Here is a 25,512-nt window from a genome sequence, read left to right on the forward strand (position 1 = left end):
GCCGTTTTCGCGGTATCTTACCCTAGAACGCATCCGCCGCCAGCGCCATCACAGGATCGGCCCCGCTTTCGATCCGGGCCAGATGCATGCCGGTGGCGGGCAAATGGCGGGCCATATAGTAACGCCCCGTGGCGATTTTGGTTTCCAGAAATGCCGTGTCGCCGCGGCCTGCGGCCAGCCCGTCCAGTGCGGCCTTACCCATCCGCGCCCACATCAGGCCAAGGCAGACATGGCCCATCATATGCATGAAATCATAAGATCCGGCCAAGGCATTATTGGGATTCTTGACGCCGTTTTGCATGAAATACATCGCCGCCGCCTGCAAATCCTTGGAGGCCGCCTTCAGCGGATCGGTGAAGGGTTTCATCTGCTCATCGTCCTGATGCTCTTTGATGAAAGTTTTCACGATTTCAAAGAAGGCCATGACATGTTTGCCACCGTCCTGCGCCAGTTTGCGGCCGACAAGGTCCAGCGCCTGAATGCCGTTTGCGCCCTCATAGATCTGGGCAATACGGGCATCGCGGACAAACTGGCTCATGCCGTTTTCCTCGATATAGCCATGCCCCCCCCAGATTTGCTGGGCTTGTACCGCCATCTCAAAGCCCTTGTCGGTCTGGAAGCCTTTGATGACCGGGGTCATCAAGGAGATCAGCCCCTCGGCATCGGCATCACCCATGCGCACCGAACGGTCAATCAGATGCGCCCCCCAGAAGGTAAAGGCGCGGGCCCCTTCGACAAAGGATTTCTGGTCCATCAGGGCGCGGCGGATATCGGGATGCACGATCAACGGGTCGGCAGGGCCATCGGGGTTTTTCGCACCCGTCACATCACGGCCCTGAAGCCGCTCACGGGCATAGACCACCGCATTTTGATAGGCGGCCTCGGCCACGGCATATCCTTGCAGGCCCACACCCAGACGCGCCTCGTTCATCATGGTGAACATGGCCTTCATGCCCTTGTGCAGATCGCCCAAAAGCCAGCCCTTTGCACCGTCGTAATTCATCACACAGGTCGCATTGGCGTGAATGCCCATCTTATGCTCGATTGATCCAACCGAAACCCCGTTGCGATCACCCAAAGAGCCGTCCTCATTGACTAGAAACTTCGGTACGATGAACAGGCTGATGCCCTTGGTGCCATCACCGCCGCCGGGGGCCTTGGCCAGCACCAGATGGATAATGTTATCGGCCAGATCATGTTCGCCTGCCGAAATGAAAATCTTTTGACCCGTAATCGCATAAGAGCCGTCGTCCTGCGGTTCGGCCTTGGTGCGCATCATGCCCAGATCGGTGCCTGCATGCGGCTCGGTCAGGTTCATGGTGCCGGTCCATTCACAGCTGACCATCTTGGGCAGATACATCGCCTTTTGCGCATCGGTCCCATGGGTGTGGATCGCGGAATAGGCACCATGGGTCAGTCCCTGATACATATTGAAGGCCATATTGGCGGCGACAAAAATCTCGCCCACCGCGGTGCCCATCAGATAGGGCAGGCCCTGACCACCGTATTCGGGATCACAATCCAGCGCGGTCCAGCCGCCATCCTTCATCGCGGCAAAAGCGGCGTCAAACCCTTTGGGTGTGCGCACGGTGCCATTTTCCAACACACAGCCCTCGGCATCGCCCGAGGCGTTCAGCGGGGCCAGCACATCACGCGCGACCTTGCCTGCCTCTTCCAGAACGGCAGAGGTGAAATCCGCCTCCAGTTCCTCATATCCGGGAACACCCGTGGCGGTGACGTTCAATACGTCTTGCAAAACGAACTGGATATCCTGAACGGGGGCGTTAAAGACGGGCATCGGATTTCTCCCTCAAAGTTTGGTGGTTAAGCGGCGGATTTCTTGTCGGCCGCGGCATAGACCGTGAACTGTTCTGCATTATCGGCCAGCTCGTTTTTCAACTCGGCTATGGCTTCGATCAACTCGTCGCGTTGCTGTTCCATCTGGGCAAGGCGATCTTGTGCCAGTGTATAGGTTTGCATGAATTGCGTGCGCTCTGATCCTTCGAGATCATACATGTCCAGCAATTGCCGGATATCTTCCAGACTGAAGCCAAATCGCTTGCCACGCAAGAGCAGTTTCAGGCGCACACAATCACGGCGCGAGTAGAGACGCTTGGTGCCTTCGCGTTTTGGAAAGATCAGCTCCTTGGTCTCATAAAAGCGCAAGGCGCGCGGTGTCACGCTAAAGGTGTCGCACATCTCGCGGATGGTCATCTGTGTATCGGTCATCATTCTTCTCTCATTGGCCTATAGGGATAGTGTTCTCTTTCCTTTAGGTCACATGGGCGGAGTTGAGAATACGTTACCACAGGAATTGACGTTAACGTCACCATAACGTGACGTCAAAAGCCGCGCTGACGTAATGTCAGCCGGTTTCCGCGCCTAGCCCGCAGAGGTGGCGGTATCGCGCAGGGCGCGTAGGTCGGCGATTGTCACGTCAAGCTCCTCGCGCTGGCGCTCAAGCGCCTCCAGTTGACGGTCGGCAAGGGCGACCCATGCTTCCATCTGCGGTTTGGTGCCCTGTTGGCGGTAGATCAGCAACCATTGGCGGATTTCCTCAAGGCTGAACCCGAAACGACGTCCGCGCAGAATTAATGTCATCCGCGCCACCTCGCGCGGGCCGTACCAACGGGCGCGGCCTTCCTTTTCAGGGGCAAGCAGTTCAATATATTCGTAATACCGCAAGGTGCGCGGCGTGACATCAAATTTGACGCACATTTCCTTGAAACTAAGATGAATGTCAGACATTGGCGCATTCCCCCCTGACGCGAAGTCTAGGCGTTAGCGGGGTGTGTTGCAATCACCGGGCTTGCAGCTTGTGCCACAATGGGGAACATGTAAAGCAGCGAGGGATAAGCCAAATATGACAGACAACAAGCAAAAGGTCCGCGATTTTATCGAGGGATTGCCACACCTCAAGGCGCTGGGGATGGAGTTGGAGGCGTTGGAGGACGGGGTGGCAACGGTCGCCTTGCCCTATGACACCCGCCTGATCGGGGATCCGGCAACGGGGGTTATCCACGGGGGGGCAGTTTCCACCCTGATGGATACGGCCTCGGGGGCGTCGGTGATGTGCCATGCCAGTCAGCCCGCCTCTACGGCGACGATTGATCTGCGGATTGACTACATGCGCCCTGCTACTGCCGGTCAGCGCATTACAGCGCGGGCGGAATGCTATCACGTCACCCGCTCGGTCGCATTTGTGCGGGTTATCGCCACGGATGAGGATAAATCCCGTCCCGTAGCCACCGCCACCGGGGCCTTTACGATCGAACCTGCGCAGGGAGATGCCAAATGAAAAGCAAACCTACGCCCGAGCCGGTGCAAGTCGTCAAAGGCCGTCGCGATGCCGCCTTGGGCCGTTTGGTGGACGGTGTGCCCTATATCCAGTTTCTGGGCATTCAGTTCGACCGGCGCGGGGATGAGCTGACGGCGGTGCTGCCCTATTCCGAAATGCTGATCGGCAACCCTTTGTTGCCTGCCATCCACGGCGGGGTTACGGCCGCCTTTCTGGAGGTTGCTGCCATCATCGAGCTAAGCTGGTCCAGCCAATGGGAGCAGATGGAGGATGGAACGCTGGACCCGGCGGCAGGAGGGTTGATGGCATTGCCCAAGACCATTGATTTCTCGGTCGATTATCTGCGTTCGGGGTTGCCGCGGGATGCCTATGCCCGCGCGCGGATCAACCGTTGCGGTCGGCGTTATGCCTCGGTTCATGTCGAGGCGTGGCAGGACAATCGCAGCCGTTTGTTCGCGCAGGCGACGGGACATTTCCTGATGCCGCTGCGCGCTGACAAGATGCAAGGCTAGCGAGGATGCGGCCCATAACCCACGCCCGCGTCATGCGGGTTGCCGTGCCGATTGTGCTGGCCAATATCACCGTGCCGCTGCTGGGGGCGGTGGATACGGCTGTGGTCGGGCAGATCGGACTTCCGGCCCCCATCGGGGCGGTGGGGCTGGGGGCGGTCATCCTGTCGTCGGTCTACTGGATTTTCGGCTTTTTGCGGATGGGCACCACGGGGCTGACCTCACAAGCGCTTGGGGCGGGCAACGGGGCCGAGGTGACGGCGATCCTCTTGCGCGCGCTGATGATCGGGGCGGCTGCGGGGGTATTTTTCATCCTTGTGCAATGGCCATTGTTTCACGGCGCACTATGGCTCTCTCCCGGCAGTGTTGAGGTGGAAAGCCTGACGCAGGGCTATTTGCAACTGCGGATCTGGGGGGCACCGGCCACGATCGGGCTTTATGCCGTCACAGGGTGGCTGATCGCGACCGAGCGGACGCGGGCGGTGCTGATCCTTCAGATCTGGATCAACGGGGTGAATATCGCGCTGGACCTGTGGTTTGTGCTGGGGCTGGGCTGGGGCGTGGAGGGGGTGGCGATTGCCACGCTGATTGCGGAGTGGACGGGGATCACCTTTGGCCTTTGGCTGTGCCGGAGTGCATTTGGCGCGGCTCTGGCCTCCGCGATGGCGCGGCTGCGTGACAGGGCGGCCCTGCGGCATATGGCGATGGTGAACGGCGATATTATGATCCGTTCGGTCCTCTTGCAGATCAGCTTTACCAGCTTTCTGTTTCTGGGCGCGGGCCTTGGCGATGTGACCTTGGCGGCGAATCAGGTGCTGATGCAATTCCTGACGATTGCGGCCTTTTTCCTCGACGGCTTTGCCTTTGCCGCCGAGGCGCTGGTGGGACAGGCTGTTGGTGCGCGTTCGGTCAAGGGCGCGCGGCGGGCGTCATTGGTCAGCGCGCAATGGGCGGTGGGATCTGTTCTGGCGTTGTCGCTGGTCTATCTTGTGGCGGGCCCTGCGTTGATCGATGTGATGACAACGGCCCCCGAAGTGCACCTTGCCGCGCGGGAATTCCTGCCGTGGCTGGTGCTTGCCCCTGTTCTGGGGGTCGGCGCATGGATGCTGGACGGTGTCTTCATCGGGGCCACCCTGACGCGGGAAATGCGTCAGGCAATGCTGGTTTCGGTTGCGACATATGGGGTGGCATTGAGTGTATTGGTGCCGCTTTTGGGCAACCACGGGCTGTGGGCGGCGCTGATGGTGCTTAATCTGACGCGGGGCCTGACGATGTGGCGCAAATGGCCAATGGTCGAAGAAAAGGCCGCGAGGGGTTAAATTCCCTAGCGAAGCGTGTCAAAAGGCCGCAAAATGAAAAAGAGCAGTCGTATTTCGCCCGAACGCAACGGGGTGGGGCGTTCAAGCTGCCAGATGGAACGTTAATAAAAAGGAAGTTGCGATGACGTCGACACAAGACGACCAAGACAACAACCCCGAGATCGAACCGATTCCCGAACCGGAAGGCGTGACCGAAATTATCGAAACCGATTTTGAGATCGGTCAGGATAACGTTGTCGGGGAACGTTTTTTCGCATTTGATATTCACAATCCGGTTTTCCCGCTCTCGGCACTTGTGATTATCGTGTTCACAGTGGGCACGATTATCTTTCAGACCCAGCTGGAGCCGGTATTTACCGCGCTGCGCGATACGCTGACGACCAACCTTGATTGGTTCTTTATCGCGTCGGGCAATGTGTTTGTGCTGCTTTGCCTTTATTTGATTGTATCGCCTTTGGGTAAGGTCCGTCTGGGCGGTCCGCTGGCCACGCCGGATTACGGATATGCCGGCTGGTTTGCGATGCTGTTCGCGGCGGGCATGGGTATCGGCCTGATGTTTTACGGCGTGTCAGAGCCGATGTCGCATTACTCCAGCGCATTTGGCGGCATAAGCATCGGCGAGGATGGCCTGCGCACCGACTGGGCGCCGCTTGGCGCGGCCGAGGGCGATGTTGACGGCGCGCGCCGTCTGGGCATGGCAGCGACTATCTTTCACTGGGGGCTGCACCCTTGGGCGATCTATGCGGTTGTGGCGCTGGCGCTTTCGCTTTTTGCCTATAACAAGGGGCTTCCGCTGACCCTGCGCAGCTGTTTCTATCCGATTTTTGGCGAAAAGGTCTGGGGCTGGCCGGGGCATCTGGTGGATGTGCTTGCAGTTTTCGCAACCATCTTTGGACTTGCGACATCCTTGGGGATCGGCGCGCAGCAAGCGGCGGCGGGGCTTGATTTCCTCTTTGGGTTCGGCACCTCTAACGGGATGCTGATTGCGCTGATCGTCTTTATCACGCTGATCGCGATTGTCTCGATTGTGCGCGGGCTTGATGGCGGGGTGAAGGTGCTGTCAGAGCTGAACATCGGCCTTGCAGCCCTTTTGCTGCTTTTTGTCATCATCGTCGGCCCAACGGTGCAGATCCTCAAAGAGTTCTTTGGCAATCTGGGTGCGTATCTGCAATATCTACCCGCGCTTTCCAATCCGGTTGGCCGTGAGGACGCGAATTTCACGTCGGGCTGGACTGCGTTTTACTGGGCCTGGTGGATCAGCTGGTCACCTTTTGTGGGTATGTTTATCGCCCGCGTCAGCCGTGGCCGCACGGTGCGGGAATTCCTGATCGCCGTGTTGATCGTGCCAACCGTTCTGTCGGTCCTGTGGATGACGGCGCTTGGGGGGACGGGGATCTCGCAACTTGTAAACGACGGCTTTACCGGCGTACAGGATGCGGCGCTTGAGCTGAAGCTGTTCCAGATGCTGACGCAACTGCCGCTGACGGGGATTACCTCGGTTATCGGGATTGTTCTTGTGGTCGTGTTCTTTGTCACATCGTCGGATAGTGGCAGCCTTGTAATCGATACGATTGCCGCCGGGGGCAAAGTCAATGCACCCTTGCCGCAGCGTATTTTCTGGGGATCGTTTGAAGGGCTGGTTGCGATTGCATTGCTTGTTGGGGGTGGCCTTTCGGCGTTGCAGGCAATGGCGGTTTCGACCGGATTGCCGTTTACTTTCGTGCTTTTGGCCGCTTGTTATGCGATCGTAAAAGGCTTGCAGGCCGAAGTAAAAGCCTGACCCTTACGGATAAACCTAAAAAACGGCGCGGGGGATCCTCGCGCCGTTTTGCATGCGCAGTTAACGGCGCAGCAATCCAAAGGCGACAGAGGCCCCCCAGCCGGCAGCAACCGCCAGAACCAGCGACAAGAGCCCGTAAACCAGCGGCTGTTCATGGGCGAGGTTGTGGATCCACCGCTCAAATCCGTCCTTGTTGACGGTAATGATCTCTTCGTGCTTGTCGACGACATGCCCGTCACGGGTGATGAACAAACGCACCTTATATTCGCCCTCAACCAGATTGGCGGGCAGGGCTACATCGGCGCGAAACAGCGTGGATTGCAACAGATTGACAGAGCTTTCGGCTAGGCTGTAATCGTGGTTTTCCTTGCGGATACGGATCAGCGCATCCAGAAATACCGGCGCATCAGCGGCCTCGGCGGCGGTCCCAACGGCGCGGATCGCGCTGGGGATTGTGATCTGATGGCGCAAATCCTCGGTCGCGGAGAGGGCCTCGGACAGCGGGGCAGAAGAGGCGATGGCATAAAAGCTGGGCGCGCGGCCAATGGTAACTGAATCGACATTCATCCAGATGCCAAAGCGCCGCTCTTTGCGCCGCACGGTTAGCGGGCCTGAGGGGCCTTGCACCGTGGCAATCACCTGCAAGGGGGCACCGCTGGGAATAGGCGCCTCACGCCGTACCGCGCCATAGATCAAAATCTCGGAGCCGGTGAAATTGGCCGTGATCGCGACAAGGTTCTGGCTAAGTCCCGCGACAATCGTCTCGCCGGTGCCCACGGGGTCATCGGCGGCTTGAAGCGGCAGCGACATGGCAACGAGACACAAGAGCGCGCGCAGCTTCATGGGAACCTCCCCGGCGCGATGGAGTAAAGTTCATCCGGGGTCAGAAGCAGGCCAAGGGCGATGCGCAGGCACACGGCCAGCACCATCAGCGCCAGCAATATGCGCAGCTGTTCGGCGCGCAGCATCAAGCCGATCCGTGACCCGATCTGCGCGCCGACGACCCCGCCAAGGATCAGCAAAAGAGCCAGCACCATATCGACCGTCTGGCTGGTGACAGCGTGCATGACGGTGGTAAAGGCGGTCACAAAAAGAACCTGGAACAGCGAAGTGCCAACGACAACTTTGGTCGGCATACCCAGCAAGTAAATCATGGCCGGCACCATGATAAAGCCGCCACCGACCCCCATGATCGCCGACAAAAACCCGACTGCGGCACCGGCCATCAATGGAGGGATGACCGAAATATAAAGCCCCGAGGCCCGAAATTTCACTTTCAGCGGCAGCTTATGGACCGAATAATGCACATGAGCCCGCCGGATCGGGGCATTGGGTTTACGCGCACGCATCAAGGCGCCAAGGCTCTCCTTGAACATCATGGCACCAATCAGGCCCAAAAACAGCACATAGGAAAGCTGCACGAAAAGGTCGATCTGGCCCAAAGTCGTGAGCCATGCAAACACCCAAATCCCAAGCGCGGACCCTGCCAGACCACCTGCAAGCAGCACCAACCCCATGCGGAAATCCACGGCCTTGCGTTTCAACTGTGCCAAGACACCCGAAACAGAGGAGGCCACTACAAGGTTCGCCCCCGTCGCCACGGCAACCGCCGGCGGTATGCCCATGAAAAACAGCAAAGGCGTGATGATGAAACCGCCGCCCACCCCGAACATGCCTGACAACACCCCGACAATTCCGCCCAAGCCGAACAAGACCAGTGCGTTTACGGAAAGTTCTGCGATTGGCAGGTAAAGCTGCATGTCAGGCCCGGGCAGAGGTGAAAGAGGCGGCGTTAAGGGCGCGCGGCGAGGGGCGGGGCGGTGTTTTCCAAGGATTGCGCTGCTTGGGGGGAGATGTCAAACCCCAGCGCACAGGAATTGTCGCTTTGCCAAAGGCTATCGGATTTTTGCCATGAAAATGTAAAGATGGCTTCACCTCTCTTTGATGTAAGGCTCACCTCCGGCGCGGGGGGGCGTGGCCTTGCCGATGAATCCCGCAAGGATGACGACCGTCAGAACATAGGGCAGGGCTTGCATGAATTGTGCGGGTAGGGTGATCACACCAAAGTCGATGCTTGGGAAACGGTTGCCCACCGCCTCTAGAAACCCGAACAGCAAGGTCGCGCCCAAGGCATACCAAGGCCGCCATTTCGCAAAGATCAGCGCGGCCAAGGCGATAAACCCGCGCCCCGCCGTCATCTCTTTGCCAAAGCCCGCCGCCAACCCGAGCGCCAGATAGGCACCGGCCAAACCACACAACACACCGCAAATCGCCACGGCTGCATATCGGATCCCGGTGACCGAAATCCCCGCCGTATCCACCGCCGCCGGGTTTTCCCCTACGGCGCGCAGGCGCAGCCCAAAACGTGTACGGTAAAGCACCCAGGCCGAGGCGGGCACACAGGCGATGGCAATATAGACCAGCGCGCTGTGGCCGGAGATCATCTCGGCATAGATTGGGCCGATGAAAGGTATGGGCGCCACCGTATCGGCAAGGGGCAGGGTGATCGGACCAAAACGGGCATCGCCCGTCAGCGCGGGCGTTCGCCCCCCCAGCGCAAACCAGTTCTGCCCCAACAAAACCGTCAGCCCCGAGGCCAGAAAATTGATCGCAACGCCGGAAATCAACTGGTTGCCGCGAAAGGTGATCGCCGCCAGCCCGTGTATCCCCGCCATCAGCAGCGAGGCGAACACCCCCGCCAGCACGCCCAGCCAGACCGATCCGGTCACCGCCGCCACCGATCCCGACAGAAACGCGGCCGCCAGCATCTTGCCCTCTAGCCCGATGTCAAACACGCCCGCGCGTTCCGAAAACAGACCCGCAAGGCAGGCAAACAGCAAAGGAGTCGCCAGCCGGATAGAGCTGTCCAAAATCTGGATGAGGGTTGCGAAATCCATCACGCCTTCCCCTTTTTCATCAACAAGAACAGACCGGCCACCGGACGGCGCACCATATCATCCAATGCCCCCGTAAACAGGATCACCAGCGCCTGAATGACGATAATCAGCTCTCGCGGGATGCTGGTCCAAAGCGCAAGCTCGGCCCCGCCTTGATAGAGGAACCCGAACAAAAGCGCGGCCAAAAGCACGCCAACCGGGTGGCTGCGCCCCATCAAAGCCACGGCGATACCGATGAACCCAGCCCCCTCAACCGAGTTCAAAAGCAGCCGCCCCGCCTCGCCCATAACGGTGTTGATCGCCATCATTCCCGACAAGCCACCGGAAATCAGCATGGCATACATCGTCATGCGCACAGGGTTTATGCCCGCGTAAACGCTGGCTTTTTCCGATTTCCCAAAGGCGCGCAGCTGATAGCCGAGCCGCGTACGCCACATCAGCAACCAGACCCCCACACATGACGCCAGTGCGATCAGCAGGCTGATATTGGCGGGGTTGCGATTGTTGAAGGGGATGCCGACCAGCGCCAGAATATCGTTCAGCCGTGGCAGGCGCATCGCATCGCCAAAACGTGCCGAGGCGCTGTCAAGCGCGCCCTCGGGCCGCAGAACATTGACCAGCAGATAGACCAGCAAGGCCGAGGCGATGAAGTTGAACATGATGGTGGTGATCACCACATGGCTGCCGCGCTTGGCCTGCAAATAGGCAGGAATGGCCGCCCAGGCCGCGCCAAACAGTGCCGAGGCGAAAACCGCCGCAACCAGCGCCAACGACCAATGTGGCCAAGGGATGAACAGGCAGGCCATCGCCACGCCCAAACCGCCAAGGGTCGCCTGCCCCTCTCCGCCGATGTTGAACAACCCCGCCTGAAAGGCGACAGAGACAGCAAGCCCAGTAAAGATGAAATTGGTCGCGTAATAAAGCGTATAGCCCCAGCCATAGGTGGAGCCGAGCGCCCCCGTGACCATCAGCTTCATCGCGGCGATAGGGTCTTCGCCAATCGCAAGGATAACAAGACCGGAGATGAAAAAAGCAATCAGCAGGCTGATCAAGGGCACCAGAACGGCATCGGCCCATTTCGGCATTGCGGTCATTTTACTACTCCCGCCATCAACAGGCCCAATTCGCGTTCATTGGTGATCTTGGGGTCGCGTTCGCCCATAATCTTACCGTCAAACATCACGGCGATCCGGTCCGACAGGCTCATGATTTCGTCCAGTTCCACCGAGACCAGAAGCACCGCCTTGCCCGCATCGCGCAGGGCGACGATTTGCTTGTGGATAAATTCGATCGCGCCGATGTCGACGCCGCGTGTCGGTTGGCCGACAAGCAACAACTCGGGGTTGCGGTCCATTTCTCGGGCGACGACCAGCTTTTGCTGGTTCCCGCCGGAAAAGTTTTTCGCGGGCAGTGTCGGGATTGGCGGGCGCACGTCATAGCGTTCCATCTTGTCCACGGTATCGGTGCGGACCGCGTCATTATCCATCAGCAGCGCAGAGCGTTGATATTCCGGCGCGTGGTGATAGCCGAAGGCCACGTTTTCCCAAGCGGTGAAATCCATGATCAGGCCAAGGTGTTGGCGGTCCTCCGGCACATGGGCGATGCCACGCGCGCGCCGCGATTGCCCGTCGGCCGTGGCATTGAGTGCGACTTCCTGCCCGTTCAGCCGGACGGTGCCTTCACCCCGCGCGATGCCCGCCAGAAGCTCCAGAAGTTCCGATTGGCCGTTTCCCGCAACGCCCGCGATGCCCAAAATCTCTCCGGCGCGAATGTTGAAGGAAATACCCTTCAGCCGTTCCACCCCGGTCTCATCGCGCACCCGCAGGTTTTCTACCTCCAGCACCATGCCGCCGGGGGCGGCGGGCGTTTTTTCAACCGAAAGCAAGACCTTGCGCCCGACCATCAGTTCCGCCAATTCCTCGGGAGAGGTCTCGGCGGTTTTGACGGTGGCAGTCATCTGGCCGCGGCGCATGACGGACACCGTATCGGTGATCTCCATGATCTCGCGCAGTTTGTGGGTGATCAGGATCACGGTTTTACCCTGATCTTTCAATCCGTTGAGGATACGAAACAACTGGTCTGCCTCAGCCGGGGTCAAGACGCCGGTGGGCTCGTCCAAAATCAGGATGTCGGCCTGACGGTAAAGCGCCTTGAGGATTTCCACCCGCTGTTGGTGACCAACGGAAAGGTCCTCGACCACCGCATCGGGGTTGACCTCCAGCTCATATTCTCGTGCCAGATCGGACAGCGATTTGCGCGCCTTGGCCATGGCCCCGCGCAAGATTGCCCCACCCTCGGCCCCAAGGATCACATTTTCCAGAACAGTAAAATTCGGCACCAGTTTGAAGTGCTGGAACACCATCCCGATCCCTGCGCGAATGGCGCTTTGGCTGTCAGGGATCGGGGTCAGATTGCCCGAGATATAGATCTCTCCGGCGTCGGCCTTGTAGAAGCCGTAAAGGATGGACATCAGGGTTGATTTTCCGGCCCCGTTTTCCCCGATGATCCCGTGGATAGAGCCTTTTGCGACCTGGATCGAGATGTCCTTATTGGCCTGAACCGGGCCAAAAGCCTTGGATATCCCGCGCAGCTCGATCGCGAGCGGGTTCGAGGCTGAGGCGGCAGATTCCTGCCGCCTCGAGGTTTCCACTGCCGCCATCCTTAGAACGAAACGGCGGGGCAGGTGTTATCGGTGTAATAATCGTGGACAGCCAGTTCACCCGAAGCGATCTTGGCGGCCGCGGCATCCACGGCGGCTTTCATCTCTTCGGTGATCAGCGCCTCGTTGTTCTCATCCAGCGCATAGCCGACACCTTCGGCGGCGAGGTCCATATTCACATGGCCGGTTTCCACCGCCTCACCGGCCTTGAACGCCGCATAGACCGCGTTGTCGACCCGTTTGAGCATCGAGGTCAGAACCTTGCCGGGGTGCAGGTGGTTCTGGTTGCTGTCCACCCCGATAGAGAGGATGTCGGCATCTGCCGCCGCTTGCAAGACACCCATGCCGGTGCCGCCGGCCGCCGCAAAGATCACATCCGCGCCCTGGCTGATCTGCGACTTGGCCAATTCGCCGCCCTTTACCGGGTCATTCCATGCCGCCCCTGTGTTGCCGGTCATATTGGCAATGACCGTTGCATCCGGTGTGACGGCCTTGACGCCCTGCGCATAGCCGCAGCCGAACTGGCGGATCAGGGGGATATCCATGCCGCCGATAAAGCCCACGGTGTCGGATTTTGACGCCATAGCCGCGAGCATCCCGACCAGATAGGACCCTTCATGTTCGGCAAACATGACTGAACGGACGTTGGGTTGATCGACCACACCATCGATCAGAACGAATTTGGTATCGGGGAAATCAGGGGCAACGGTGTTCAAGGTCTCGATGTTCGAAAAAGACATGACGACGATCGGATTTGCGCCGGTTTCGGCCATGCGACGTACGAATTGTTCACGCTGCGCCTCGGACTGCATTTCCAGTTCTTTATAAGATCCACCGGTTTCCTTGGCCCAACGCTGTGCGCCCTCATAGGCGGACTCGTTAAAAGATTTGTCGAATTTGCCGCCAAGGTCAAAGATCAGGGCCGGGTCGGCCACAGCCGCGCCTGCAGTCAACGCGATACTCGCAGTGGCCGCGGCGAAATGTTTCATGAGGCTCATTTGTCGTCTCCCGTTTGGACTCCTTGCCATCCCCAGAATCCTTTGCGGACAGGTGGACGTGCTGTACCCAAATTTGGGCGTGTTTGGGGTAGGGGGTCAATAGGAATATGACGCGGACCCGTGCGAATTGGGTGCGCAGCCGGAATTCGATGTGCTTTGGTGGGCTGTGTCAGGCAGGTGGCCTAAGGGAAAGGTGCATCACAAGTGCATCGACGCGCAGTCCTTGGGGCGCTTCGAAGTAGCGCGGCCTGCGGCCCACTTCGGTGTAGCCGAGCGCGTGATAAAGCGCGATGGCGGCGTCGTTGTCTTGGGCCACTTCCAGAAAGGCGATGTCGGCAGCGGGACGGGCCGCATCGTGGAAGGCCGCCATCAAACGGCGGGCAAGGCCCTTGCGCCTGAAAGCAGGTGCGACGGCAAGCGTCAGGACCTCGGCCTCGCCCGCCACGGCGCGGCCAAGTACAAAACCGCGTGCATCACCGCGAATAAACGTGCCGGGGCTGTCGAGCAGTTCTGCAAAAGCCCGGGCAGACCACGGTGGCGGGGTGGTAAAGCTGCAGGCGTGAAGCGTAGCCAGATCGTCCGGGTTCATTCAGGCGTCCAGAATGACGGGCGGCGGATCGCTGGGCGGGGCGGCATCAGCGGCACGCAAGTAGAAAGGTGCCGGGGGTGGCGCGCCTGCCGCCAGTTTTTGCGCACCCACAAAGGCCATCGCACGGATGCGGGCGGCTGGATCTGGGCGCAAGATCTTGCGGCCTGTCTCGGGCCAGTCACCGACAAGGTCGAGATTGGTTTCAGGCCAGAAATCGGCATCATCGGGATTTGCCTCCCGGATTGGACCAAGGGGGGCGCCGCCCGCAAAATCCTGCACATAAAGGGCATTTCGTGCGGCCGGTGTTGCCACGCGGATACGTGCGGTCAGCCCATAGGCCAGCATTTCGGGGCCAGTTACCCCAACGGCTTGCACGCCCAAGCCAAGGGCCAGACCGCGCGCGGCGGCCACGGAAATACGGATGCCGGTGAAATTCCCCGGCCCGACGCCAACGGCTACACCGCCAACATCGCGCCAGCCCCGACCAACCGAGATAAGCATCTCCTCGATCAGGGGCATCAGACGTTCGGCCTGACCTTTGGCCATCGGCTCTCTCGCCTCGGCGATGATCTCACCGCGCCAAAGCAAAGCGGCCGCGCAATGCGCGACCGATGTATCAAAGGCCAGAATCGGTCGATCAGACGGCAACAGGCCGGACCTCCAACACCTCGGGGATATAGTGGCGCAGCAGGTTTTCGATGCCCATTTTCAACGTCAGGGTCGACGAGGGGCAGCCTGCGCAAGCGCCTTGCATGTGCAGGTAAACCACGCCGCGCTCAAACCCGTGAAAGGTGATGTCGCCGCCATCCTGTGCCACAGCAGGGCGCACCCGAGTGTCAAGCAACTCCTTGATCTGGGCCACGATATCGCCGTCTTCACCGCTATGCTCGGCATGGCCGGATGCGGCTTGTTCGCCCTCGATTACAGGTGCGCCGGACTGGTAATGTTCCATGATCGCGCCAAGGATGGCGGGCTTGATATGGTCCCAATCGGCCGCATCAGTCTTGGTCACAGTTACAAAGTCGTTGCCAAAAAAGACGCCGGCAATATCGCCCACCGTGAAAATACGGCGTGCCAGCGGGGACTTCTCGGCCGCCTCGGCCGATGGGAAGTCTGCGGTCCCCATATCCAGTACTGTTTGGCCGGGAAGGAATTTCAGGGTCGCCGGGTTCGGCGTGGATTCGGTCTGGATGAACATTTTATATCTCCGACAGTTCCCATCAGATATGCGCCCTTGGGCCGGGTAAGTCAAGGTTTAGAACGTTTCTAAAACTCCGGCGTGGCACCTGACCCTAGCTGCCGCGGTAAGTCGAATAGGCAAAAGGCGAAATCAGCAGCGGCACATGATAGTGGGCATCGGCATCAGGCACGCCAAAACGAATGGGGATCTCGTCCAGAAAGAGCACACCGTCCCCGGCCTGATCGCTGGCACGCAAATAGTCACCGGCACAGAATACCAGTTCATATTCCCCCACCGTCAGCGCGGCCCCCGCCAGCATTGGGGCATCGGTGCGCCCGTCCGCGTTGGTCACGGTTTCCGAAAGCTTTGCGTGCCCCTCTCCGGACACGCGATAAAGCGTGATCTTGACCCCTCCAGCCGGTTTTCCCAGGGCGGTATCGAGCACATGGGTGGTCAGTTTTCCTGCCGACATTGTTATCCTCCTTGAAAGTTGCCTCCGGATTGTGCCGCATCGCGGGGCCAGTTACGATCACTTATTTGCGTTAAAAGTCTTTCATCATTTTTTTGCAAATGCTGGCCGACTATTCGCTTTATACTAACATATGAAATAAATTGAATGAGGCGTTTTGTGAACAGATATCCGCGCGACATGACAGGTTACGGTGCCAATGCCCCGGATGCACGCTGGCCAAAGGGTGCGAAGATTGCTGTCTCCCTGGTGCTGAACTACGAAGAGGGTGGCGAGAATAACATCTTGCACGGCGATGCCGGGTCCGAGGCGTTTCTTTCCGACATTGGCGGGGCGGCCCCTTGGCCGGGCAAGCGTCACTGGAACATGGAATCGATCTATGATTACGGCGCGCGGGCCGGGTTCTGGCGGTTGCACCGTTTGTTCACGTCACGCGATATTCCTGTAACGGTCTACGGTGTGGCCACGGCCCTTGCGCGCAGTCCCGAACAGGTCGCCGCGATGAAAGCGGCCGATTGGGAGATCGCCTCGCACGGGTTGAAATGGGTCGAACATAAAGACATGCCCGAAGAGGAGGAGCGCGCCGCAATCGCCGAGGCCATTCGCCTGCACACCGAGGTGGTCGGTACCCGTCCGCGCGGTTGGTACACGGGGCGTTGCTCGGTCAATACCGTGCGTCTGGTTGCCGAAGAGGGTGGCTTTGACTGGATCGCGGACACTTATGACGACGACCTGCCACATTGGATGGAATTCGGCGAACGCGACCAGCTTATCATCCCCTATACGCTGGAGGCGAATGACATGCGTTTCGCCACGGCGCCGGGCTATATCGAGGGGCAGCAGTTCTTTCAGTACCTCAAGGACAGCTTCGACGTGCTTTACGCCGAGGGGGAGGCGGGGGCGGCCAAGATGTTTTCTATCGGGTTGCATTGCCGCTTGATCGGGCGTCCGGGCAAGATTGCAGGGCTGATGCGCTTCCTCGATTATGCCCAAGGGCATGAAGGGGTCTGGTTCGCGCGCCGTGCGGATATTGCCGACCATTGGGCCAAGACCCACCCGCATCAGCGCGTGGAACGCCCAAGCGAGATGGATGCGCAAAGCTTTGTTGCCAAATTCGGCTCCATCTTTGAGCATTCCCCTTGGATCGCCGAGCGTGCCCATGCATTGGAGCTTGGCCCCGCGCATGACAGCGCCATTGGCGTGCATAGCGCGCTGTGCCGGATGTTCCGATCCGCGTCGCATGAGGAACGTCTGGGCGTTTTGACCGCCCACCCTGACCTTGCGGGCAAGCTGGCCGCGGCCAAGCGGCTGACGGCTGAAAGCACCGCCGAACAGGCCAGCGCCGCGCTCGATTCGCTGACGGATGCGGAGCGCGAGACCTTTCAGGCCCTCAATACCGAATATGTCGCCAAACACGGCTTTCCTTTTATCATCGCCGTGCGTGACAATACCAAAGACAGCATCCTTGCCGCGTTCAAGACCCGTATCGGCCATGACACGCAAACCGAATTCAACACCGCCTGCGCTCAAGTCGAACGCATCGCGGAATTGCGCCTGAAGGACATCCTGCCATGACCGGATATTTTGCCCCCAAAGGTGGTTTGCCACCGCAGACCCAATTGATGACTGGCCGCGCGGCGTTCACCGATGCCTATGCCTTTATCCCGCAAGGCGTGTTTTCCGATATCGTCACCAGCTTCCTGCCGGGCTGGGAAAAAACGCGCCTCTGGATTATCGCGCGCCCGATGACCGGCTTTTCGGAAACCTTCAGCCAATATGTGATGGAGGTCGCCCCCGGCGGCGGTTCCGATGTGCCCGAAAATGACGATGCGGTGCAATCGGTCCTATTTATGACCGAAGGTGAAGCCGAGCTGACCGTTGAGGGCAAAACCCATGCGCTGACCTCGGGCAGCTATGCCTATATCCCCGCGGGCAGCAGATGGGCGTTGCACAACGAGGGCACCGGGAACGCCTGTTTCCACTGGATCCGCAAGATCTATGAGCCTGCACCGGGTGTTGAGAAGCCGGGTGTGCTGGTGCTGAACGACCGCGACATCACCCCCACACCCATGCCCGATACCGATGGAGCCTGGGCCACGACCCGCTTTGTCGACCCCAATGACCTGCGTCACGATATGCATGTGACCGTGGTCACATTTCAGCCCGGCGGTGTTATCCCCTTTGAGGAAACGCATGTCATGGAACACGGGCTTTATGTTCTGGAGGGCAAGGCGGTCTATAAGCTCAACCAAGACTGGGTAGAGGTCGAGGCCGGTGATTTCATGTGGTTGCGCGCCTTTTGCCCGCAGGCCTGTTACGCCGCCGGGCCGGGGCCGTTCCGCTACCTGCTCTATAAGGATGTGAACCGTCACGCCAATCTGCGGGGGCCGTTGAACCCGCGCTGATCTCATCGGTGCTATAAATCCATCCCTTTGGCTGATCCGTCAACATTCATAGGTCCATATGACAAGAACAATCCAGACAGAGCCCTTGACCGCCGCTGGTTTCGCGCCCTTCGGAGAGGTGCTCGAGGCCACAGGCGCGCCCGATAAGATCATCAACCAAGGCATGTGTGGCCGTTTCCATGACCGCGCGCGGCTTGATTTCGCAGACGCCCGCGCGGGCATTTCCATCTTTCACGCCCAACCGCGCAGTTTCCCCTATACGCTGGAACTGGTGGAACGTCATCCTGATGGGTCCCAAGCTTTTCTGCCGATGAGTGAGCACCCTTTTCTTGTGATCGTGGCGACCGGTCCCGAGGCCACCCCGCGCGCATTTTTGACCAACGGCGCTCAGGGGATAAACCTGCACCGAGGGGTCTGGCACGGGGTTTTGACCCCGCTTCACGCCCCCGGTCTTTTCGCGGTGGTGGACCGGATCGGGACCACGCCAAACCTCGAAGAGCATTATTTCGATGCGCCGTGGATCGTAACCGGTCCGGCATCATCTTCTTCGGTTGCGCCTGATCCCTGACGGCCTTGGCGCAACCTCAAGGCACGCGCGATATTGTCGGGGCGGTATCGTGCTTGAAATTATACCCCACACCTCAGGGAGAGTTTTTCAATGACAGATAAAGTGAAACCGGTAGATGAAATTCTACCAGCCCCCAAATTGTTTACATTGGGGTTGCAACATGTGTTGGTCATGTATGCGGGGGCGATTGCGGTCCCGCTTATCATCGGCCGTGTGCTTCAACTTGCGCCACAGGATGTCGCGTTTCTGATCTCTGCTGATTTGTTCGTTTGCGGGATCGTAACCATCATTCAATCTTTGGGCGTGACCCGCTATTTCGGCATCCAGATGCCCGTGATGATGGGTGTAACCTTTGCCTCGGTCGGGCCGATGATTGCGATCGGGGCGAATAATCCCGGTTATGCGGGGGCGCAGCTTATCTTTGGGTCGATCATCGGGGCGGGGGTGCTGGCCCTGCTGATCGCGCCGATTATTTCCAAGATGCTGCGGTTCTTTCCTCCGGTTGTGACGGGGACGATCATTCTGGTGATCGGCGTTACCCTGATGCGGGTGGGGATCAACTGGATTTTTGGCGTGCCGGTCGGCCCGACTGCGGTCAAAATCGTGAACCCCGAGCATGCCGCCTGGCTGAAAGAAGTGGGCGAGATGGCCGGGACTGCCGGATCTGCGGTGCCTGCGATCCCGCCAGGGCTTGGGTTGACGGCAACGGTCAATAACCCGGCCTATGCAAGCCTGCAAAACATGGGGGTTTCGGCCAGCGTCTTGCTGGCGATCCTGCTGATTGCAAAATACGGCAAGGGATTTGTGTCCAATATTGCGGTGCTCTTGGGGATTGTCGTTGGTGGCATCTTGGCGGCCGCCTTGGGGATGATGCATTTTGACGGTGTTGCCGAGGCAAAATGGTTTTCGCTGATCACCCCGTTCCATTTCGGGATGCCCGTTTTTGACCCGGTGATGATTATCACCATGACGCTGGTGATGATTGTGGTGATGATTGAATCCACTGGCATGTTCCTCGCGCTAGGGGATATGACTGGGCGAGAGATCACACAGCCGCGTTTGGCGGCAGGTTTGCGGGTTGACGGGTTGGGAACAATCCTTGGTGGGATTTTCAACACCTTCCCCTATACCAGCTTTTCGCAAAACGTCGGTCTGGTTGGTGTCACGGGCATCAAAAGCCGGTATATCTGCATCGCGGGCGGTGTGATCCTGATCGTTCTGGGCCTGATCCCCAAGATGGCGGTGATGGTTGAGGCGCTGCCGATTGCGGTTCTGGGCGGTGCTGGCATTGTGATGTTCGGGATGGTTGCGGCAACCGGCATCCGTATTCTTGCCGCCGGGGTCGATTTTGCGAACAACCGTTTCAACCTGTTTATCGTTGCCATATCGCTGGGCTTTGGCATGGTTCCATTGATCGCGCCGAATTTCATGATCTGGCTGCCGCATGAAATGCATCCGTTGATCGAAAGCGGTATCTTGCTTGCCTCAATATCGGCAGTGCTTTTGAACCTGTTCTTCAACGGGGCAAAGGGGACGACGGAAGAGGCGCGTCAGGCGGCATCGGTCGCCGATCACTAAGTAGCGATATTGCCAAAGACGTTTATGCAGGGGGCCTCGGCCCCCTGTTTGCTTTTTGTGATCCGGGGTGATCGTAAAAAGCCTGGCCCCGGAATGCGTTGGCTATGTACCGAGGCCAGAGAGCGGATCGGAATTATATTCGAAACTCCAGATCAATCATATTTCAGGAACTGCTGGCGCGCCCGGACATAGGGCGTGTCGATGTTCTCGGTCCGGGTCCGTACAAGGGTAAGCCCTTCGATAAAGCTTTCGGTGGCCTTTTTGACCAGCGGGTCATCACTGCTGCGCAGTTCTTCGATGACCTCAACCGATGCCTTTGCGCCGGCTTCCATGATGTCGTCCGGGAAGCTGCGTACGATCACGCCGTGATCATTGACCAATGTGCGCAATGCGCGCGGGTCGTTGGCGAGGAAGTCCGCCGAGACCTGATCATATTCCGCTTGTGAGATGTCGCGGATGATGGCCTGAAGGTCTGCGGGCAGCTCTTGGTATTTCTTCTTGTCGACGACCAGCTCGGTGGCAAGACCGGATTCAACAAAGGACGGCATGTAGTAGTTCTTAGCAACCTGATGAAAGCCGAGCGCCAGATCGTTATAGGGGCCAACAAATTCGGCCGCATCAAGCGTGCCCGACTGCAGCGCCTGAAAGATCTCGCCCGCGGCCATATTGGTGACCGTGGCGCCCAGTTTTTCCCAAACACGTCCACCAAGCCCCGGTGTGCGGAAGCGCACGCCTTTTACATCGTCGAGGCTGTTAAGCTCATCGCGGAACCAGCCGCCGGTCTGTGTGCCGGTGTTGCCGGACAAGAAGCCCTGCACGCCGAACTGGTCGTAGACCTCATCCCAGATTTCCTGACCGCCAAGGTAGCGGACCCAGGCAGTCAGCTCTGCTGTGGTCATGCCGTAAGGTACGCCGGTAAAGAACGACAGGGCAGGGGATTTGTTTTGCCAGTAATAGGCTGCGCCATGGCTCATCTCGGCGGTGCCATCAATGACGGCATCCAGCGATTGCAATGGTGGAACCAGTTCACCTGCCGAGAAGACCTGAACCGTCAGCCGTCCGCCCGAAGCAGCCGTGATACGATCGGCAAGACGCTGTGCGCCCACGCCCAGACCGGGGAAATTCTTGGGCCAGGTCGTGACCATGCGCCATGTGATATTGCCCTGCGCAACGGCTGGCGCGGCAAGTGTCGTTGCTGCAGCGCCCGCTCCCAGAGCTCCGGCGCTACGAATGAAAGAACGACGATCCATTTTGTACTCCCTAAGTCGAACTATGTCACGATAACGGCCTGACAAAACAGACACGTCCTCGGCGGCATTTAAGCGACGGTTATGGGAAATGTCCATTCATTTGCACAGCTTGGGGGCTGTGAAGGGGGCTTCATGTCGTCGTGGCGCTCGCTTAGGGTTTCAGTCCTGCCAAAACGCCTTGTTACCCTCATCCTTGGCTGTGGATGCAGACAGGCCGATGTCCTTGAGCATGTGACCCTCAAGGCGCGTGAGGGCGCGACGGCTGCGCTGGCGTTGTGCCAGTTTCAAAACGGTGCCGACCCAAGCAAAAACCACGGCTGCAACGCTTTGGTGCGGCTGGCCCGTGTGAATCGTCTGGTTTTGATAAGCCATGGCAGACCTCATGATTTGTAATGGTACAATCCGAATTGACTGGATGGGTACAATGTCGCAGAATGTGCCAAATTATGCCAGAGGAACATTGTGACCAATACAACATGGCTGCCCGATTTGACACAATTCCCCGGCCCCAAATATCTGGCGCTGGTTCGTGCGCTTCGGGATGCGATCCGCGCAGGCAGCTTGTCACCCGACAGCCAGCTGCCCACTGTGCGCGAATTGGCGTGGCAGTTGCAGATCACGCCTGGCACAGTGTCGCGGGCCTACCAGCTTGCCACGCAAGAGGGGCTTTTGGCAGCGACCGTAGGGCGCGGCACCTTTGTCGCCTCCGCCACGCCACGTTTTGGTCCGACTCAAAGCTTTTATGTGGAACGCGACCCGGCCCATCTGGCGGGGCGCATCGATATGCGATCGCCCAAGATGCCGGATGTCGGGCAGGCTGCCGCTTTTGAGGCCAGCTTTGCGGGCGGCGCGGCAGAGATGATGCGCGACTGGCTGGATTACCCCAGCACTTACACCGAGGGGCGTTTGCGTGAGGCGCTCGTCCATTGGTTTGACGGCCGGATACTAGGCGATGTCACTGCGGATGATATCGCACTTTGCTATGGCGGGCAAAATGCGGTCAACCTGATTTTCCAGTGCTGTTTGCGGGGGGATCGCCCGATGGTCCTGATTGAGGATCTGGCCTATGCGGGGTTTCGCCATGCCGCACGCCTGTCGCGCGCCGAGGTGCAGGCGCTGGAGGGCGATGCCGAAGGTCTGCGCCCGGATATGCTGGAGGCGGCCTGCCGGCGCCACAGCCCACAGATCCTTTGCCTGACCCCCGAGGCACAAAACCCGACGACGACCCGCATGACCGAAAGCCGACGGCGCGAGATTGCCGATATTGCCCGCGCCTATGAGGTGCAGATCCTTGAGGATGACTGCTATGCCATCGCCAAAAGCGATATTCCCTCTTTTCGTGCACTTACCCCGGAACGGACCTGGCATGTGGGCAGCTTTTCCAAGAGCATTTCGGCGGCGCTGCGACTTGGCTATATCGTTTGTCCCAGCGGGATGGGGCGGGCTGGGCGGCTGACGGCACAGCACAGCTTCATCGGGCTTGCGCGACCGGTGTCGGATTTATGTCTGGCCCTTTTGACCAACGGGATGGCGGCGGATTTGCGCGCCAAGGTGCAGGACGGTTTTTCCGAGCGGGTGGAGGCGGTTGTCAATGTCTTGGGCGGCTATGATCTGGCGTGGCAGGCGGGGCTGCCTTTTGTGTGGTTGCGCCTGCCGTCGGGGTGGCGTGCCTCAACCTTTGCGCGCATGGCCGAGGCCGAGGGCGTTTTGCTGCGTTCAGCGGATGAGTTTGCGCTGGTCCACGGGCGCGCGCCCAATGCGGTGCGTATGGCCATTCCCGGCACCCACAGCAGCACCCAGATAGAGCAGGCCTGTCGCCGTCTTGCCCGCCTTCTGGACAGCCCCCCGGCCGAGCTTTCGATCTGACTGTGGCATTCCGGACTCGGCCGGCTGCAATTGCCCGGGGCGGCTTGACCCCTGCGGTGCATATGCCATCCTGTAGCCAACGAAGCCGTTTATAAAAAGAGACCCGAAAATGGGACATCAAACCAGCTTTCACGCCCCCAATGGGGGTGCAGATTTCCTTGGCTATCGCAAGGCGCGCAATGGTAGCACGGAAATCGTCTATGATGACGGTGCAAACCGCCGGATTATCTGGCGTGTCGAGGGTACGCAGGTGAATGAGGCACAGCTTGCCGAGGCGCTGCGCAACGCGGTTGGTGCGATAAAGGTTGTGCCTGCTTTGCTGACTGAGGTCGGTAAACGCGCCATTGCCCTTGAGAGGGTGGGCGCCTGAAACTCGGCCCTTCCCACGGCGTAAAACCTGTGCCACAAATTATGTGATGCAACAGGGTCGGGGTAGGATGATGGGCACAAAATCGCGGTGGGCCAGACTGCGCCGGACAGAGGCGGCAAACGGGCTGTTGATGATCAGCCCAACAGCGCTTTATGCCATCTTGATGTTGGCCGCCCCCTTGGGTGCGATCTTTCTCTATAGCTTCCTGACAGATGGTTATCTGGAGATCATTCGCGATTTCACTTTTGCGAATTATATCGAGGCCTGGACGAACGAGCTTTACCGCACAGTGATGGTCCGCTCTTTGGGGGTGTCGATGGTGGTGACGGCCGTTACGGTTTTGCTCGCCTTTCCTATCGCTTATTTCGTCAGCTTTCACGTCAGCCCCTCACGCAAATCGCTTTGGCTGTTTTTGATCACGATCCCCTTTTGGACCAGTTATCTGATCCGGGTGTTCCTGTGGAAGGTGATTTTGGGCTATAACGGGGTGGTCAACTCTGGCCTGCTTGGCATCGGTTTGATCGACGAGCCGCTGACATTTATCCTTTATAACGTCAATTCGGTGGTGATCACGCTGGCCCATGCCTATGCGCCCTTTGCGATCTTGCCGATCTTTGTGTCGCTGGAAAAGATTGACCGCAGCCTGCTGGAGGCGGGGCAGGATTTGGGCGAAAGCCGGTTCATGACCTTTTTGCGCGTCACCCTGCCGCTGGCCATGCCCGGTGTGATTGCCAGCGTTCTGATCGTCTTCATCCCGACCATCGGTGATTACGTCACCCCGCAGCTTGTCGGCGGACCAGAGGGGCGGATGGTCGCGAACCTGATCCAGTTGCAATACCTCAAGCTGGATAACTATCCGCTGGGGTCGGCGATCGCGGTTTCGGCCATGGCGATTGTGACCGTGGTCAGCTTGATCTTTGTCGGTTTGAACCGGCGCTATTTGAAAGGGCGCAAGGCATGAAGGGCGGTTGGTTCAAGGTTTATGCGATCGGCTATTTGCTGTTTCTCTATGCGCCGATTATTTTGCTGCCGATGTTTGCGTTCAATGACGCGACCATCATCGCCTTTCCGCTTCAAGGGTTTTCCACCCGCTGGTTCAGCGCCATGCTGGAAGAGCCTGCCTTGCGGATCGCGCTGAAAAACTCGCTGTTCATTGCGGTGACGACTTCGGTACTGGCGACGGCCTTGGGGGTATTTGCGGCCCGCGCCTCGACCCGCTACCGCTTTCCGATGAAAGCGGGGCTGATGGGGTTGATCATGCTGCCCTTGGTGCTGCCCGAGATCATCGTGGCGGTATCGCTTTTGGTGGTGCTGCTGGGATTGGGCGTGAACCTTTCGCTTTGGACGGTGATCTTGGGGCATGTGCTGATTTGCACACCCTTTACGATTGCGATCCTGTCCTCGGCGTTCCAGGCGTTGGATCAAAGCCTGGAAGAGGCCGCCTATGACCTTGGTGAAACCGCAGCCAGCACCTTTCGGCTGATCATCCTGCCGCTTGTGATGCCGGGGATTATTTCCTCGCTGCTGATTTCCTTTACGATCAGTCTGGATGAGTTCATCATCGCCTTCTTCCTTGCCGGGACAGAGCCGACCTTGCCGGTCTATATCTTCTCGCAGTTCCGTTTCCCGCTGGCGGTGCCGGTGATCATGGCGCTGGGGACGGTGCTTGTCTGTCTGTCGATTGTTTTGCTTGCCATTGCTGAATACTTCCGCCGCCGCGGCATCGCGAAATCGGGCGGAAAAGATACCGGAGGCTTCCTGTGACCGAGAAACCAAC

At 59.0% G+C, this 25,512-nt stretch carries 27 protein-coding genes; 12 read left to right on the forward strand and 15 right to left on the reverse strand.

The annotated features are described in order from the left end of the window. Window positions 1–22: 22 nt before the first annotated feature. The 3 genes from AKU94_RS01365 to AKU94_RS01375 form a co-directional block, all read right to left on the reverse strand. Window positions 23–1,798, reverse strand: a complete 1,776-nt coding sequence (locus AKU94_RS01365; RefSeq protein ID WP_050525564.1) for an acyl-CoA dehydrogenase C-terminal domain-containing protein — start codon at window positions 1,796–1,798, stop codon at window positions 23–25. A 26-nt stretch (window positions 1,799–1,824) separates the two neighbouring features. Continuing rightward, window positions 1,825–2,229: a MerR family transcriptional regulator gene (locus AKU94_RS01370; protein WP_050525631.1), complete on the reverse strand. Its 405-nt coding sequence runs from the start codon at window positions 2,227–2,229 to the stop codon at window positions 1,825–1,827. Between the two features lie 153 nt (window positions 2,230–2,382). After that, entirely contained in the window at window positions 2,383–2,748 is a 366-nt protein-coding gene (locus AKU94_RS01375; RefSeq protein WP_050525565.1) for a MerR family transcriptional regulator, read from the reverse strand. A 115-nt stretch (window positions 2,749–2,863) separates the two neighbouring features. Here AKU94_RS01375 and AKU94_RS01380 point away from each other — a divergent pair, with 115 nt between their 5' ends. From AKU94_RS01380 to AKU94_RS01395, 4 genes are all read left to right on the forward strand, one after another. Continuing rightward, window positions 2,864–3,298 (forward strand): PaaI family thioesterase, encoded by a 435-nt coding sequence (locus AKU94_RS01380; protein ID WP_050525566.1) that lies wholly within the window; start codon window positions 2,864–2,866, stop codon window positions 3,296–3,298. Beyond that, a complete protein-coding gene (locus AKU94_RS01385; RefSeq protein WP_050525567.1) occupies window positions 3,295–3,810 on the forward strand; it encodes a PaaI family thioesterase in 516 nt (171 codons plus the stop codon). Before AKU94_RS01380 ends, AKU94_RS01385 begins: the two co-directional genes overlap by 4 nt. A 5-nt stretch (window positions 3,811–3,815) precedes the next feature. Further along, window positions 3,816–5,126: an MATE family efflux transporter gene (locus AKU94_RS01390; protein WP_050525568.1), complete on the forward strand. Its 1,311-nt coding sequence runs from the start codon at window positions 3,816–3,818 to the stop codon at window positions 5,124–5,126. A 121-nt stretch (window positions 5,127–5,247) separates the two neighbouring features. Then, the gene (locus tag AKU94_RS01395) at window positions 5,248–6,906 is read left to right on the forward strand and encodes a BCCT family transporter (RefSeq protein WP_050525569.1); all 1,659 of its coding nucleotides are present in this window, start codon (window positions 5,248–5,250) and stop codon (window positions 6,904–6,906) included. Window positions 6,907–6,966: 60 nt separating this feature from the next. Here the strand turns inward: AKU94_RS01395 and AKU94_RS01400 are convergent, their stop codons facing one another. The 10 genes from AKU94_RS01400 to uraH form a co-directional block, all read right to left on the reverse strand. After that, window positions 6,967–7,749, reverse strand: coding sequence for a TIGR02186 family protein (locus tag AKU94_RS01400; protein ID WP_050525570.1), 783 nt, complete (start codon window positions 7,747–7,749; stop codon window positions 6,967–6,969). Beyond that, window positions 7,746–8,666, reverse strand: coding sequence for a sulfite exporter TauE/SafE family protein (locus AKU94_RS01405; RefSeq protein WP_050525571.1), 921 nt, complete (start codon window positions 8,664–8,666; stop codon window positions 7,746–7,748). The genes AKU94_RS01400 and AKU94_RS01405 overlap by 4 nt, the downstream gene beginning before the upstream one ends. 171 nt (window positions 8,667–8,837) lie before the next feature. Continuing rightward, window positions 8,838–9,803 carry an ABC transporter permease gene (locus tag AKU94_RS01410; RefSeq protein ID WP_050525572.1) on the reverse strand — a complete coding sequence of 322 codons (966 nt, stop codon included), beginning with the start codon at window positions 9,801–9,803 and terminating at the stop codon, window positions 8,838–8,840. After that, entirely contained in the window at window positions 9,803–10,897 is a 1,095-nt protein-coding gene (locus tag AKU94_RS01415; RefSeq protein ID WP_050525573.1) for an ABC transporter permease, read from the reverse strand. The genes AKU94_RS01410 and AKU94_RS01415 overlap by 1 nt, the downstream gene beginning before the upstream one ends. After that, window positions 10,894–12,462, reverse strand: a complete 1,569-nt coding sequence (locus tag AKU94_RS01420) for an ABC transporter ATP-binding protein (protein ID WP_050525574.1) — start codon at window positions 12,460–12,462, stop codon at window positions 10,894–10,896. Before AKU94_RS01420 ends, AKU94_RS01415 begins: the two co-directional genes overlap by 4 nt. A 2-nt stretch (window positions 12,463–12,464) precedes the next feature. Beyond that, window positions 12,465–13,460, reverse strand: a complete 996-nt coding sequence (locus tag AKU94_RS01425) for a BMP family lipoprotein (RefSeq protein ID WP_050525575.1) — start codon at window positions 13,458–13,460, stop codon at window positions 12,465–12,467. Window positions 13,461–13,629: 169 nt separating this feature from the next. After that, window positions 13,630–14,049: a GNAT family N-acetyltransferase gene (locus tag AKU94_RS01430; RefSeq protein ID WP_050525576.1), complete on the reverse strand. Its 420-nt coding sequence runs from the start codon at window positions 14,047–14,049 to the stop codon at window positions 13,630–13,632. After that, a complete protein-coding gene (tsaB, locus tag AKU94_RS01435; protein ID WP_050525577.1) occupies window positions 14,050–14,697 on the reverse strand; it encodes a tRNA (adenosine(37)-N6)-threonylcarbamoyltransferase complex dimerization subunit type 1 TsaB in 648 nt (215 codons plus the stop codon). After that, window positions 14,687–15,247 carry a NifU family protein gene (locus AKU94_RS01440; protein ID WP_050525578.1) on the reverse strand — a complete coding sequence of 187 codons (561 nt, stop codon included), beginning with the start codon at window positions 15,245–15,247 and terminating at the stop codon, window positions 14,687–14,689. The genes tsaB and AKU94_RS01440 overlap by 11 nt, the downstream gene beginning before the upstream one ends. Window positions 15,248–15,341: 94 nt before the next feature. Beyond that, window positions 15,342–15,701 carry a hydroxyisourate hydrolase gene (gene uraH, locus AKU94_RS01445; RefSeq protein ID WP_050525579.1) on the reverse strand — a complete coding sequence of 120 codons (360 nt, stop codon included), beginning with the start codon at window positions 15,699–15,701 and terminating at the stop codon, window positions 15,342–15,344. A 156-nt stretch (window positions 15,702–15,857) separates the two neighbouring features. On the opposite strand from uraH, the gene puuE reads away from it, so the two are divergent. The 4 genes from puuE (at window position 15,858) to AKU94_RS01465 (ending at window position 20,249) form a co-directional block, all read left to right on the forward strand. Beyond that, window positions 15,858–17,273 (forward strand): allantoinase PuuE, encoded by a 1,416-nt coding sequence (gene puuE / locus AKU94_RS01450; protein ID WP_050525632.1) that lies wholly within the window; start codon window positions 15,858–15,860, stop codon window positions 17,271–17,273. Then, window positions 17,270–18,103, forward strand: a complete 834-nt coding sequence (locus AKU94_RS01455; RefSeq protein WP_050525580.1) for a bifunctional allantoicase/(S)-ureidoglycine aminohydrolase — start codon at window positions 17,270–17,272, stop codon at window positions 18,101–18,103. The genes puuE and AKU94_RS01455 overlap by 4 nt, the downstream gene beginning before the upstream one ends. A gap of 58 nt (window positions 18,104–18,161) precedes the next feature. Then, a complete protein-coding gene (locus AKU94_RS01460) occupies window positions 18,162–18,671 on the forward strand; it encodes an ureidoglycolate lyase (protein WP_050525581.1) in 510 nt (169 codons plus the stop codon). Window positions 18,672–18,761: 90 nt separating this feature from the next. Then, complete coding sequence (locus AKU94_RS01465) at window positions 18,762–20,249, forward strand: nucleobase:cation symporter-2 family protein (RefSeq protein WP_050525582.1); 1,488 nt, start codon at window positions 18,762–18,764, stop codon at window positions 20,247–20,249. 152 nt (window positions 20,250–20,401) lie between these two features. Here the strand turns inward: AKU94_RS01465 and AKU94_RS01470 are convergent, their stop codons facing one another. Both AKU94_RS01470 and AKU94_RS01475 read right to left on the reverse strand, forming a co-directional pair. Continuing rightward, complete coding sequence (locus AKU94_RS01470; protein WP_050525583.1) at window positions 20,402–21,499, reverse strand: TRAP transporter substrate-binding protein; 1,098 nt, start codon at window positions 21,497–21,499, stop codon at window positions 20,402–20,404. A gap of 159 nt (window positions 21,500–21,658) precedes the next feature. Next, complete coding sequence (locus tag AKU94_RS01475; protein ID WP_050525584.1) at window positions 21,659–21,871, reverse strand: DUF1127 domain-containing protein; 213 nt, start codon at window positions 21,869–21,871, stop codon at window positions 21,659–21,661. A gap of 90 nt (window positions 21,872–21,961) precedes the next feature. Here AKU94_RS01475 and AKU94_RS01480 point away from each other — a divergent pair, with 90 nt between their 5' ends. The 4 genes from AKU94_RS01480 to AKU94_RS01495 all read left to right on the forward strand — a co-directional run bounded on the left by AKU94_RS01480 (window position 21,962) and on the right by AKU94_RS01495 (window position 25,499). Continuing rightward, a complete protein-coding gene (locus AKU94_RS01480; RefSeq protein ID WP_050525585.1) occupies window positions 21,962–23,365 on the forward strand; it encodes an aminotransferase-like domain-containing protein in 1,404 nt (467 codons plus the stop codon). Between the two features lie 109 nt (window positions 23,366–23,474). Continuing rightward, window positions 23,475–23,735 carry a hypothetical protein gene (locus tag AKU94_RS01485; RefSeq protein WP_050525586.1) on the forward strand — a complete coding sequence of 87 codons (261 nt, stop codon included), beginning with the start codon at window positions 23,475–23,477 and terminating at the stop codon, window positions 23,733–23,735. A 70-nt stretch (window positions 23,736–23,805) separates the two neighbouring features. Continuing rightward, entirely contained in the window at window positions 23,806–24,696 is an 891-nt protein-coding gene (locus tag AKU94_RS01490; RefSeq protein WP_050525633.1) for an ABC transporter permease, read from the forward strand. Continuing rightward, entirely contained in the window at window positions 24,693–25,499 is an 807-nt protein-coding gene (locus AKU94_RS01495) for an ABC transporter permease (protein WP_050525587.1), read from the forward strand. Before AKU94_RS01490 ends, AKU94_RS01495 begins: the two co-directional genes overlap by 4 nt. The last annotated feature ends 13 nt before the right edge of the window (window positions 25,500–25,512 follow it).

This window comes from Pseudorhodobacter aquimaris (assembly GCF_001202025.1).
Classification (GTDB): domain Bacteria; phylum Pseudomonadota; class Alphaproteobacteria; order Rhodobacterales; family Rhodobacteraceae; genus Pseudorhodobacter; species Pseudorhodobacter aquimaris.